We start from the raw sequence: 12,715 nt of genomic DNA on the forward strand, positions 1-12,715 counted from the left end.
AAGCATGTATAAAGTATTACTGGTTGATGATGAATACATGGTCATTGCGGGATTGAAGAAATTAATTCCTTTTCAGCAGTATGATATGGAAGTTGTCTATGGGGCGAGTAGCGCCCAAGAGGCCCTGTCCTATATTGAGAAGCAGCCGGTGGATGTCGTTATTACAGATGTCAATATGCCAGGAGTGAATGGGCTTGAAATGGTACGTCAGATGAGGGAGCGCTTACCACATGCTGCTTATATCGTTTTGTCTGGCTATAAGGAGTTTGAGTACGTGAAGTCAGCTCTTAATTTACAGGTAGTTGACTACCTGGTTAAGCCTGTTGACAAGGTAGAGTTAGGAAATTTGTTAGCCAAGATTGCCCGCCAGTTCGCGAAAAAAAACACTCATCCTCTGTTACGAGTAGATACCACGGAAGAAGAATTTGTGGAGTCCTTGCAGAATCAGTCCTCTGTCCTTCTTGCAGCAGCAAGAACAGAACAGGGAGAGCACGCCGTTCCTTTTACTGTATTGGGACATTCAGTTTTTCTTTTTCTGACAGAGAAGGAGGGCGATGTGGTACTTAGCAGGTCTTTTGAAGCTCCGTATGTGCAATCGTTTCAGGAATTTATCAAAGAATTGGAAATCTATTTTTTCTATGGAAAGATAGCCGACCAGCCAAAGGCTACTGTCTTTCGCTATTATGAGCCTATTTATCGGGTTATCATTCAGGGGAATTTGCAGCAAATTCTAGAAGAGCTCAGTTTATTAGAGGAAATTGTCCTAAAAACAACGCCTCGAGTGTCTACGACTAAGCAGTTATTCATCCAATTTGTCATGGATGTCGTTCATCTTTTTGAACATTTACAGGCAGACGACATGGCACAGATTATTAGAAAATTAGAAAATAGCAGGACCTTTGAAGAACTCTCTCAGTGTATGCACGAAGAGATTACTCATCTCTTTAGCCAGTATCGCTTAAATGATAATGTAGCCAATGCGCTTGAGTTAATCAGTTCTCACTATCGGCAAGATATTTCTTTGAAAGATATTAGTGCTCAACTCTTTATTAATCCTGTTTATCTTGGTCAGTTGATTAAGAAAGAAACCAATTCAACCTTTGCAGAACTCTTGAATAAGCAACGGATTAAGGCTGCTCAACAGCTCCTACTGGCCACTAACAATAGCATCGAAGACATTTGCTACGCCGTAGGGTACAGCAATGTAGGCTATTTCTACAAGGTCTTTCGCAAGTTATGTGGTAAGTCTCCGAAAGCCTATCGCCAACAGATGTAACAGCAGTTTTAGTTTTCTTTAAGAGAAAAATACTATTCTATAGTTATTCTTAAAACATTTCTTTTTCATATATCTCCTGAAACTCTAAGAACCTGTATTCATAAGCTCTTGATTAAAGTTGCTGAGCGGTGAATACAGGTTCTTAGTCATTTGGCTAGGAGTTTTACTTATTGTATTCAATTTATACTCAATTAGACTCAAAGGTAGCATTTTGGGATACTTTCTTAAATCGTGCGGTCGCAAGCAACCTCTCTTGGAGTTTTAATTGCTTATTTTTGAGCCTAAGATCTCAAAAATACTGTGGCTAGCAACTACTTTTTTGTTGCGAGTCATTCCACTAGTTCAAATGTATCGCCTTTGGCTCACTTCGTTCATTCCTTTTTCTTAAAGAGTAGATATTGATAAGATAAAATAGCTATTTTAAATTTTCGTTGAGTATAAATCGTTCAGCTTTTGCAAAAAATAGCGCTAGTTTTTACGGTTTGTTCGGAGAGTTCACGGACAATACTGGGTCAAATCTTGAAAAAATCGCTAAAATCGGCTATAATGAATTGTAAGAGAAACTAGCAGGTGAGAGTCCTGCCGTGCGTGAAGAAAGGAAGCAGAGCTTTCTCTGCTGTAAATAAGTAAAGATATGACATCAGTTGTTGTTGTAGGAACCCAGTGGGGGGACGAAGGTAAAGGAAAAATCACCGATTTCTTGTCTGCCAATGCAGAAGTGATTGCACGCTACCAAGGTGGTGACAATGCAGGTCATACGATTGTCATTGACGGCAAAAAATACAAGTTGCACTTGATTCCATCAGGGATTTTCTTCCCAGAAAAAATCTCTGTGATCGGAAACGGTATGGTGGTCAATCCAAAATCTTTAGTCAAGGAATTGAACTACTTGCATGAAGAGGGCGTGACAACAGATAATCTTCGGATTTCAGACCGTGCCCATGTTATCTTGCCTTATCATATCAAGTTGGACCAATTGCAGGAAGAAGCCAAAGGTGACAATAAAATCGGAACGACCATTAAAGGGATCGGACCTGCCTATATGGATAAGGCTGCGCGTGTGGGAATCCGCATTGCAGACCTATTGGATCGCGAAATTTTCAGAGAGCGCTTGGAGCGTAATCTAGCAGAAAAAAATCGTCTGTTTGAGAAATTGTATGATAGCACAGCGATTGCCTTTGATGAAATCTTTGAAGAATACTACGAATACGGTCAACAGATTAAGAAGTATGTGACAGACACGTCTGTTATTTTAAACGATGCTTTGGACCAAGGCAAACGGGTTCTCTTTGAGGGAGCGCAAGGGGTTATGCTTGATATCGACCAAGGAACCTATCCGTTTGTAACCTCATCAAACCCAGTTGCAGGTGGCGTGACCATTGGTTCAGGTGTTGGCCCAAGCAAGATTGACAAGGTAGTTGGGGTCTGTAAAGCCTACACAAGTCGTGTCGGAGACGGACCGTTTCCAACTGAACTTTTTGACGAAATTGGAGACCGCATTCGTGAAGTTGGACATGAGTATGGGACAACGACAGGTCGTCCGCGCCGTGTTGGCTGGTTTGATTCTGTTGTGATGCGTCATAGTCGCCGCGTATCAGGAATTACTAATCTATCTTTGAACTCAATTGACGTTCTTTCAGGTCTTGAAACGGTAAAAATCTGTGTCGCCTATGACTTAGATGGACAACGCATTGACCATTACCCAGCAAGCCTTGAAGAACTCAAACGCTGCAAACCAATCTACGAAGAATTACCAGGCTGGTCTGAAGATATTACAGGTGTCCGTAGCCTCGAAGACCTACCAGAAAATGCACGCAACTACGTCCGCCGCGTCAGCGAACTCGTCGGCGTCCGCATCTCAACCTTCTCCGTAGGCCCAGGCCGCGAACAAACCAATATCTTGGAAAGCGTATGGGGCTAAAACAACCCTGACGGGTTGTTTTAGGTTGAAGATAGAAATTCGCGGAGGCGAATTTTCTTCTTAACAAGGTGCAGTGCACCTTTTTAGGTTGGAAATAAGGATTTGTGGTAACAAATCCTCCGCTTGATAAGGTCCGGGGGACGTTTTTAGGCTGGAAATAGAAATTCGTGGAAGCGAATTTTCTTCTTAACGAGGTCTGACGGGTTGTTTTAGGTTGGAAATGAGAACTACCGGCAGGTAGTTTTCTTCTTTACAGGCTTACGCCTCGTTTTAGGTTGGAAATAAGGATTTGTGGTAACAAATCCTCCGCTTGATAAGGTCCGGGGGACGTTTTTAGGTTGGAAATAGAAATTCGTAGAAGCGAATTTTCTTCTTAACGAGGTCTGACGGGTTGTTTTAGGTTGGAAATGAGAACTACCGGCAGGTAGTTTTCTTCTTTACAGGCTTACGCCTCGTTTTAGGTTGGAAATAAGGATTTGTGGTAACAAATCCTCCGCTTGATAAGGTCCGGGGGACGTTTTTAGGCTGAAAATAGAAATTCGTGGAAGCGAATTTTCTTCTTAACGAGGTCTGACGGGTTGTTTTAGGTTAGAGATGAGAACTACCGGCAGGTAGTTTTCTTCTTTACAGGCTTACGCCTCGTTTTAAGTTGGAGATAGAAACAGGAACTATCGTAAGTTAGTTTTCCGCTTTTTGAGGCTTATGTCTTGTTTTAAAATGAGAATAATTCTGCATCATTCTTTTGATAATATAAAAAATAGAAGCGCACGTTTGACGGCACTTCTATTTTTCGTTATTCTTCTGTTCGAATGCCATATTGATAAGGCACGCTGATATGCTCTCGTAAGGTGGAGCCTTCGTAGTCTTTATGGAAGAGCCCCCGTTCTTGAAGAATCGGTACGACTTGTTCGACAAAGGCACGCACGCCATCATGAGCTAAATCTGGTACAATGGAAAATCCGTCTGTTGCTCCTGCTTCAAACCATTCTTGCAAGAAGTCAGCTACATCTTTGGCAGTTCCTACAACGACTGGGTGGTAGTTGATGACTCCGTGTGCCAGTGTATCAACTGGGGAATGCCCTTCTTTTAGCACAGCTAAGGCACGTGGAGAACGAGGATCGTGTGGATTGGCCCGAGCGAGCTTCAACCAATTATCAGAAAGAGGTTGATAAGGATCGATACCTTGAAAATTCAAGCCGACCATTGCTCCGAGATAGGACAGACGATGTGCTAACTCTTCCTTATCAAACTCTAATACCCTTCTGCGACGAGCAAGTGCTTCTTCCTTACTGTCTGCAATGGTAAACATAAAGCCTGTAAAGACGTTGATGTCATCTGCAGAACGTCCATGAGCAACGGCACTTTCTCTCAGTATATTTCGGTATTCACGAGATTCTTCAATGGTGAAAGGATTGGCATAGACACCAGAAGCAAATCTTCCTGCTAGCCGAATGCCTTCTGGACTAGGTCCTGCTTGGAAAATGGGTGGCTGCCCCTGTTCAGATGGCGGAATAGGAAGGGGACCCGTAGTCTGAATGTATTCACCTTGATAGTTAAGAGGTTTAATTCTCCCCATATCAGCAAATTGCCCAGATTGTTTATCGTGGATGTAGGCTCCTTTTTCCCAAGAACCCCAAAGTCCTTGAACAGCTTCAATCATCTCGTGAGCTCTGCCATAACGCTCCTGCGTAGATTTTAGATGGGTTCCAAAATTTGCAGCTGTTGCTGGTGTAGAAGTGGTTACCGCATTCCAACCAATTCGTCCATGACTGATTACATCTAGTGCTTTGAGGTGACGGGCAAGGTTATAGGGTTCGTTAAAGGTTGTTGAAAAGGTCCCGACTAGGCCAATATGCTTGGTTGCTCGAGCAACAGAAGTCATGGCAATCAGCGGATCCATGGAATGCATGGGCGTATCATGTGTCAAATTATTGACAAGAGCAGGAGTGTCTGCCATAAAAAGGGCATGGAGTTTGCCTTTTTCTGCCAATTGCGCCATTTCAACATAGAAATCCATATCTGTATAGGCGTCTTCTTTGGCTTCTGGTAGTCGCCATGTCTTAAACTCGCCACCATAGCCAGATACCATTTGCAAGACAATTTTCATTTGTTTTTTCATATTCATTATACTAACTCCTCAATTCCAGACATGAGCTTATCCATAATGACAGCAATAGGCTCAATCGTATCAATCATGGAAATTCCTAGTCCAAAGGAAGCAAATCCCTTGGTCAAATCCCCAAATAACATACCATCGCGCATCCCATTATAGGCACCTTGCACCTCAAAAATTTCTTCCTCACTAGCACCAGCTTGACTCATTTCAAGCAGTTTATTGGGAATGACTCCTGGTAAGGAACGGTAAAATGCTGGTACTGTACGATAGAGTAGGAGATCAGAAGCATTTGCAGCTAAGGCTTGTTCTTTGATGTTTTGTGCGAGGATAGATTCTTCAGACATCATAAAGGCGGTTCCGACAAAGAGCCCTTCGGCTCCTAAAGCAAAGGCTGCTTTTGCAGTTCGTGCATCCGCAATACCACCGGCTGCCATGACTGGAACGCGCCCTTTTGCGGCATCCACAATCATTGGAACAATTGAAAATGTGCCAATTGCCTTTTCAGGTACAGTTCCGCCTTCATCAAAACCAGTCGCAACGATAATATCTGCGCCACCTTGAATGGCTTCTTCTGTATTTTCAACTGTTGGAGTGGCCGCTCGAAAGACAACCTTTATCCCCTTGTCATGGAATCTCTTGGTCCACTCGGCTGAAAATTCTCCAACCATAACAGCAACCTCAACACCTTCTTCTGCCATTAAATCCATCATGGGTTGTGTGAAAATATCCTTCGAAGGATGACCTGGAGCGACATTGAGTCCGAGAGGTTTGTCTGTAATGTGACGGACAATACGAATCTCGCGGCGCATGTTTTCAACAGTTTCTTCCACCGTTGTCGCAGCGATGGTTTGTCCTGCACTAATCCCTAGGACACCGAGACCTCCTGCTGCACTCACTGCGCCAGCGTAGGATCCGTTTGTCAGCCACGCTAAAGGACCTTGAATAATCGGCTTTTCAATGCCTAATATTTCAGTAATACGATTTACCATTTGTCTTCTCACTTTCTTTCTGTTATAGTCTATATAGTACACGTGTCATTTAAAAGAGTCAATTGACAATTTTTGCCAATCTGTCACTTAACAGACACAAAAGAAAGGACTGTCCTATTGAAACAAGATTTACGGTTCCAAAAAACGGAATTAGCGCTCCAAAAAGCCTTTTTAGAGTTACTCCAAACGAAAGACATCGCGAAAATCTCTGTGAAAGAAATCTGCACAGTCGCTCAAGTATCGCGTAATGCCTTTTATCAACATTATGAAACCAAAGAGCATCTTTATGATAATATGCTAAAAGAGATTTTGCGATCGATTGAGGAGGCTTGTAAACCGCTTGCCAAAGATTTAGCTAACATTTCGACAGTTGAACGTCGCTTGTTCTTGGATAATATTCTTCGGGCAGTTGAAGATCATCGCTTTGTCATCTATCAATTGTTGACCAGTCAGCCAGCTATTTTTTCTGCCGCCTTTCAAGAAATGCTCCTTTCTGCAAATCTGCAAGGCAGTAAAGAAGTTATTGCTCCGCCTCACACCTCCTATATCCATGTATTCTCGGGAGGAGTGGCTGCTTTTGTCAGCTATTGGATTTTAGAAACGAGTTTTAGCTTGGAAGAAGCACAAGAAACATTATTCAGTATTTTAGGACAAATGATGGTTGTTTCAGATTAAATGGCTATCACCCAAGTAGGACAATGTTGCTCACTAACTTCAAAAATCGAGGAAGTATTTCAGTTTTATTTAAGTTTTATGTACTATACTAGGATTATCAAATAAAGACCTCCTCCTTATTTGATAACTTTCCAAATTTTTCATAATATCTCCTAAAGAAGTCGCCAAGTGGTGGCTTCTTGCACTGTAGTCTAAACTTTCCTTTTGGAGAATCTTTTGGTATAATGAGGTATATTTGAAAAGGAGTGATACTATGGGTCCATTTTTATTTCCATTGTTGATGCTGGCGATGCTAGGTTTTATGATGTTTTCTCAGCGTAAGCAGCAAAAGAACCGTATGGAGACTCTCAACCAAATTAAAAAAGGGGATGAGATTATCACTATTGGCGGCTTGTACGGGATTGTCGATGAAATCAGTGAACAAAAAGTCGTGTTGGATGTCGATGGGGTTTACTTGACATTTGAACGATCTGCCATTCGTGGTCGCGTTAGTCAGGCAACTGCAGTTGAAACAACTGCCGAAGAGCCAGTCGTAGAAGAGACAGCTGTGACAGAGGAATAATTAATTTAAAGGCACCTGAGGTGCTTTTTCTTTTTAGACAGGGGAAGTTTGGTGTCTAAACCCTAGCAGTTTCGCATTTTTATTAAAATATGGTATAATAAACTGATTATACTGTGAGGATAAAACATGTTCCGCTTTCCATTTAAGAAAAAAGAAACAATAGAAACCGCAATTCAAGTGCCCAAGCACATTGCCGTGATTATGGACGGGAATGGTCGCTGGGCAAAAAAACGCATGCAGCCACGGATTATGGGCCATAAGGCAGGCATGGATGCACTACAAAACATTACCAAGGCAGCCTCTGATATGGGGGTCAAGGTGCTGACTGTCTATGCTTTTTCAACAGAAAATTGGACCCGACCTGAAAAAGAGGTTAAGTTTATTATGAACTTACCGGTTGAATTTTATGACAAATATGTGCCTGATTTGCATGCCAACAATGTTAAAATTCAGATGATTGGTGAACACTCACGCCTACCAGAAGCAACCAAAAAAGCGATGGAAAATGCCATGGAAAAGACCAAGCACAATACGGGCTTGATTTTGAACTTTGCCCTGAATTATGGAGGACGTGATGAACTGACGCGGGCAACGAAAGAAATCGCCCAAGCTGTCTTAAATTCGGAGTTCAATCCGGGAGACATTGATGAGAAGCTGATTGCTAGCTATCTCTACACGAACAAATTGCCCGCTAGCCTACGCGACCCAGACTTGGTTATCAGGACTAGTGGAGAATTGCGTTTGAGTAATTTTTTACCCTGGCAAACCGCTTACAGCGAGCTTTATTTTACAGATACTGCCTGGCCAGATTTTGATGAAAAAGCGCTACATGACGCGATAAAAGAATACAATAGACGCCATAGACGTTTCGGTGGCATCTAAGAGGGAGAAATTATGTCAAAGGATTTACAGAAACGAGTGATTTTTGGGGGAGTGGCCTTGGCTATCTTCATTCCTTTTTTGTTAAAAGGTGGAGTGCCTTTCCAGCTCTTTGTTGGTCTTCTAGCCATGATAGCGACTGCTGAGTTGCTTAAAATGCACGGCTTATTACCCAACTCAATCGAGGGGCTGCTTGCCATGCTGGGAAGTTTAGTTCTAACCCTGCCATTAGAAAATTACCTGACCTTCTTGCCGGCAGACGGCAATTATACAGCCTATGCCATTGTGGTTTTTTGCCTGCTAGGCTCAACGGTCTTTAATATTCAGAAATACTCCTACTCAGAAGTGGCTTTTCCAATTGCTTCTAGCTTCTACGTCGGAATCGGTTTTCATCATTTGGTTTTAGCACGCATGGACGGGCTAGATAAGGTTCTCTTCGCCTTGTTTATCGTTTGGGCGACGGATATCGGGGCTTATATGATTGGTAGCCGTATTGGACGGCGCAAGCTCATGCCAAAGGTCTCACCCAATAAGACGCTAGAAGGAAGTCTTGGTGGGATTGTTTCAGCTGTTATTGTGTCCCTTATTTTTATCTTGATAGATAAAGGTGTGGCATCAGACTATTCACTTGTGACCATGTTGCTTTTGGTGTTGCTCTTTTCTATTTTTGCCCAGTTTGGCGATTTGGTTGAAAGTGCCATTAAACGTCGCTTTGGGGTCAAGGATTCAGGGAAAGTAATCCCAGGACATGGTGGCATTTTAGACCGCTTTGATAGTTTGATTTTCGTCTTTCCTATCATGCACTTTTTTGGGTTATTCTAAGGAGGAATGATGAAGGGAATTTTAGCATTTATTTTAATCTTTGGTGTGATTGTCGTTGTCCATGAATTTGGGCATTTCTACTTTGCCAAGAAATCAGGGATTCTTGTACGAGAATTTGCAATTGGAATGGGACCGAAAATCTTTGCCCATATTGGTAAGGATGGGACTGCCTACACCATTCGGATTCTCCCTTTGGGAGGCTATGTGCGCATGGCTGGTTGGGGCGAAGACAAGACAGAGATTAAGACAGGGACTCCTGTTTCACTCAGTGTCAATCCAGACGGTGTTGTAACGCGCATCAATCTTTCTAGTAAGGTCTTAGATAATACTAGCCTTCCGATGAATGTAACAGCCTATGATTTTGAAGAACAGTTAGAAATCACAGGTCTCGTTTTAGATGAAAGTAAGACGTTTGCTGTAGACCACGATGCGACCATTGTGGAGGAAGACGGGACAGAAGTCCGCATCGCTCCGCTTGATGTCCAGTATCAAAATGCCTCTATCTGGGGACGTTTGATGACGAATTTTGCAGGACCGATGAACAACTTTATCCTAGGTTTTGTTGCTTTTGTCCTCTTTTTCTTCCTACAAGGAGGAGTGCCAGATGTGACGAGTAATCAGGTTACCGTGACAGAAGAGGGAGCCATTCAGCAGGCTGGTGTCGTGACAGGCGATCAAATTATTGCTATTAATGGTGAAAAGGTTCGTGATTATGAAGCAATCGCACGCGCCATTGCCAAAGCTAGTCAAGATGCCAAAACGGCTCCGACCTTAGCAGTTGAGGTCAATCATGAAGGACAGACAAAGACCCTTGATGTGACGACAAAAGAGATAGATGGCAGCTATTATCTAGGGGTATCCCCGATTTTGAAGACAGGATTTGTGGCGAACATTGTCGGTGGGTTCAAGGAAACGATTGCTACTAGTATGCTGATTGTTACGGCTTTGAAAAATATCATTGCTCAATTTGATTTGAACAAGCTAGGTGGACCTGTAGCTATTTATCAAGTTAGTTCCCAAGCAGCCGCTAATGGCTGGGGGTCGGTCTTGCGTTTGCTTGCCATGTTGTCCATTAACTTAGGAATCTTTAATCTGATTCCGATTCCTGCCCTTGACGGTGGAAAAATCGTGATGAACCTCATCGAAGCTATTCGTAGAAAACCGCTCAAACAAGAAACGGAATCTTATATTACTCTAGCAGGTGTAGCAATTATGGTGATTCTCATGATTGCGGTCACCTGGAATGATATTTTACGAGTATTTTTCTAAACGAATGACGTAAAGGAGAGAAAAATTTTATGAAACAATCGAAAATGATCATCCCAACCCTACGGGAAATGCCTTCTGATGCACAGGTGATTAGTCATGCGTTAATGGTACGTGCAGGCTATGTCCGTCAGGTTTCAGCAGGGATTTACAGTTATCTGCCGCTTGCGAATCGCGTGATTGAAAAAGCAAAAAACATCATGCGTCAGGAATTTGACAAGATTGGTGCTGTAGAATTTTTGGCGCCAGCCCTCTTGTCAGCAGACATCTGGCGTGAATCAGGTCGTTACGATACCTATGGTGATGACCTCTACAAATTGAAAAACCGTGAAGGGTCTGACTTTATTTTGGGACCAACCCATGAAGAAACCGTGACCTTGTTGGCGCGTGATGCGGTGCAATCTTACAAGCAATTACCGCTCAATATCTACCAAATCCAGCCCAAATACCGCGATGAGAAGCGTCCACGTAATGGCTTACTCCGCGGTCGGGAATTTATCATGAAAGACGGCTATAGTTTCCATGCTAACTATGACAGCTTGGATCAGACCTATGATGATTACAAGGCTGCCTATGAGGCAATTTTTACTCGCGCGGGGCTTGAATTTAAAGCCATTATCGGAGACGGTGGTGCCATGGGTGGTAAGGATAGTCAGGAATTTATGGCTATTACTCCAGACCGTACGGATCTTGACCGTTGGGTAGTACTGGATAAGTCTGTGGCTTCTTTTGATGAGATTCCTGAAGAAGTTCTAACAGCAATCAAGGAAGAATTAGCAGCTTGGTTGGTATCAGGTGAAGATACCATTGTCTACTCAAGCGAGTCAGGATATGCAGCCAATCTTGAAATGGCAACGAGTGAGCATAAGCCACGCAAACTTGTTGTAGCAGAAGAAGCCTTGGTTAAAGTGGCAACGCCTGATAGCAAGACCATTGATGAAGTCGCAGCCTTCTTGAATATTTCTGAAGAGCAAACGATTAAAACGATGCTCTTTATGGCAGATGGTGAGCCTGTCGTGGCCTTGCTTGTCGGAAATGATCAAGTCAATGATGTCAAATTGAAAAACCATTTGGGAGTCGATTTCTTTGAGATTGCAACACCAGAAGAGGCAGTTGGTGTCTTTGGGGCAAACGTTGGTTCCTTAGGACCAGTTGGACTTCCAGAAAATGTGAAAATCATTGCTGACCGAAAGGTGGAAGGTCTTAAAAATGCTGTGGTTGGTGCTAATGAAGACGGCTTCCACTATACTGGTGTAAATGCGGGTCGTGACTATCAGGTCACAGAATATGTTGACATTCGTGAGGTCAAGGAGGGGGAACCTTCACCAGACGGTAAAGGGATTTTGCAATTCGCGCGCGGAATCGAAATCGGACATATATTTAAACTGGGGACGCGCTATTCAGACAGCATGAATGCGACGATTTTAGATGAAAATGGTCGCGCTGTTCCAATCATCATGGGGTGTTACGGTATCGGTGTGAGCCGCCTCTTGTCAGCAGTCTTAGAGCAACATGCCCGTCTCTTTGTCAATAAGACACCTAAAGGCGAATATCGCTTTTCTTGGGGAATTAACTTCCCGAAAGAATTGGCACCATTTGATGTGCATTTGATTCCGGTCAATGTCAAGGACGAAGTAGCCATGAGCTTGACCCAATCCATTGAAGAGAGCTTGGTGGGTGCTGGTTATGAGGTCTTGACCGATGACCGCAATGAGCGTGTTGGTGTGAAATTCTCAGACAGTGACTTGATTGGTCTGCCAATCCGTGTAACAGTTGGTAAAAAAGCAGCAGAAGGCATTGTTGAAGTGAAAATTAAAGGAACTGGCGATACAGTCGAAGTTCATGTAGACCAATTGCTTGAAACTTTGAAAATCTTATCGAATAAATAAATGGAATCTCAATCTTTTGGTTGAGTCAAGAACGTAGATAAACCCTATTAGAGATAGAAAAATGTTTATTTTTAGGGTTGATTACCATATAACAGAAACTCTTAGAAATGCTGACATAGCGGTATTATTAAGAGTTTTTTTCTTGTTTGAGTTCCCATATTTTTATTATGCTCATTGAAATTCAAAAATAACCAACTTATCCACCATTTATAATCTTAAAACATATAAATTCGTTACATTGACAAGGTTAAGATAGTAATAGAGTATGAAGAAAAGGTTGCAAAAATTCGGGGGGGGGTATAATAAAGGTAGGTAATTAC

The 12,715-nt window shown here is 42.7% G+C and carries 10 protein-coding genes; 8 read left to right on the top strand and 2 right to left on the bottom strand.

Annotated features, from left to right (window positions below):
* Positions 1-4: 4 nt before the first annotated feature.
* Both CHF41_RS01655 and CHF41_RS01660 read left to right on the top strand, forming a co-directional pair.
* Complete coding sequence (locus tag CHF41_RS01655) at positions 5-1,276, top strand: response regulator transcription factor (RefSeq protein WP_119875735.1); 1,272 nt, start codon at positions 5-7, stop codon at positions 1,274-1,276.
* A 634-nt stretch (positions 1,277-1,910) separates the two neighbouring features.
* Entirely contained in the window at positions 1,911-3,197 is a 1,287-nt protein-coding gene (locus CHF41_RS01660) for an adenylosuccinate synthase (protein ID WP_119875736.1), read from the top strand.
* A gap of 793 nt (positions 3,198-3,990) precedes the next feature.
* Here CHF41_RS01660 and CHF41_RS01665 read toward each other — a convergent pair.
* On the bottom strand, positions 3,991-5,322 hold the full coding sequence (locus tag CHF41_RS01665; RefSeq protein WP_206269757.1) for an NtaA/DmoA family FMN-dependent monooxygenase: 1,332 nt from the start codon (positions 5,320-5,322) through the stop codon (positions 3,991-3,993).
* Positions 5,322-6,302: an NAD(P)H-dependent flavin oxidoreductase gene (locus CHF41_RS01670; protein ID WP_119875738.1), complete on the bottom strand. Its 981-nt coding sequence runs from the start codon at positions 6,300-6,302 to the stop codon at positions 5,322-5,324. Before CHF41_RS01670 ends, CHF41_RS01665 begins: the two co-directional genes overlap by 1 nt.
* Positions 6,303-6,419: 117 nt before the next feature.
* On the opposite strand from CHF41_RS01670, the gene CHF41_RS01675 reads away from it, so the two are divergent.
* The 6 genes from CHF41_RS01675 to CHF41_RS01700 all read left to right on the top strand — a co-directional run bounded on the left by CHF41_RS01675 (position 6,420) and on the right by CHF41_RS01700 (position 12,395).
* Positions 6,420-6,977 (top strand): TetR/AcrR family transcriptional regulator, encoded by a 558-nt coding sequence (locus CHF41_RS01675; protein ID WP_162911904.1) that lies wholly within the window; start codon positions 6,420-6,422, stop codon positions 6,975-6,977.
* A 253-nt stretch (positions 6,978-7,230) separates the two neighbouring features.
* A complete protein-coding gene (yajC, locus tag CHF41_RS01680; RefSeq protein ID WP_119875740.1) occupies positions 7,231-7,539 on the top strand; it encodes a preprotein translocase subunit YajC in 309 nt (102 codons plus the stop codon).
* 126 nt (positions 7,540-7,665) lie between these two features.
* A complete protein-coding gene (locus CHF41_RS01685) occupies positions 7,666-8,421 on the top strand; it encodes an isoprenyl transferase (RefSeq protein ID WP_119875741.1) in 756 nt (251 codons plus the stop codon).
* A gap of 12 nt (positions 8,422-8,433) precedes the next feature.
* Entirely contained in the window at positions 8,434-9,240 is an 807-nt protein-coding gene (locus tag CHF41_RS01690) for a phosphatidate cytidylyltransferase (RefSeq protein ID WP_119875742.1), read from the top strand.
* Between the two features lie 9 nt (positions 9,241-9,249).
* Positions 9,250-10,509, top strand: a complete 1,260-nt coding sequence (rseP, locus tag CHF41_RS01695; protein WP_119875743.1) for an RIP metalloprotease RseP — start codon at positions 9,250-9,252, stop codon at positions 10,507-10,509.
* 29 nt (positions 10,510-10,538) lie between these two features.
* Positions 10,539-12,395, top strand: a complete 1,857-nt coding sequence (locus CHF41_RS01700) for a proline--tRNA ligase (protein ID WP_119875744.1) — start codon at positions 10,539-10,541, stop codon at positions 12,393-12,395.
* Positions 12,396-12,715: the final 320 nt, after the last annotated feature.

The sequence above is a fragment of the Streptococcus respiraculi genome (genome assembly GCF_003595525.1).
In the GTDB taxonomy this organism is placed as follows: Bacteria; Bacillota; Bacilli; order Lactobacillales; family Streptococcaceae; genus Streptococcus; species Streptococcus respiraculi.

Coding starts and splice junctions, on each gene's coding strand:
- CHF41_RS01700 (WP_119875744.1), top strand. CDS start 10,539: ATGAAACAATCGAAAATGATCATCCCAACCCTACGGGAAATGCCTTCT.
- CHF41_RS01670 (WP_119875738.1), bottom strand. CDS start 6,302: ATGGTAAATCGTATTACTGAAATATTAGGCATTGAAAAGCCGATTATT.
- CHF41_RS01665 (WP_206269757.1), bottom strand. CDS start 5,322: ATGAATATGAAAAAACAAATGAAAATTGTCTTGCAAATGGTATCTGGC.
- CHF41_RS01655 (WP_119875735.1), top strand. CDS start 5: ATGTATAAAGTATTACTGGTTGATGATGAATACATGGTCATTGCGGGA.
- CHF41_RS01660 (WP_119875736.1), top strand. CDS start 1,911: ATGACATCAGTTGTTGTTGTAGGAACCCAGTGGGGGGACGAAGGTAAA.
- CHF41_RS01685 (WP_119875741.1), top strand. CDS start 7,666: ATGTTCCGCTTTCCATTTAAGAAAAAAGAAACAATAGAAACCGCAATT.
- CHF41_RS01690 (WP_119875742.1), top strand. CDS start 8,434: ATGTCAAAGGATTTACAGAAACGAGTGATTTTTGGGGGAGTGGCCTTG.
- yajC (WP_119875740.1), top strand. CDS start 7,231: ATGGGTCCATTTTTATTTCCATTGTTGATGCTGGCGATGCTAGGTTTT.
- rseP (WP_119875743.1), top strand. CDS start 9,250: ATGAAGGGAATTTTAGCATTTATTTTAATCTTTGGTGTGATTGTCGTT.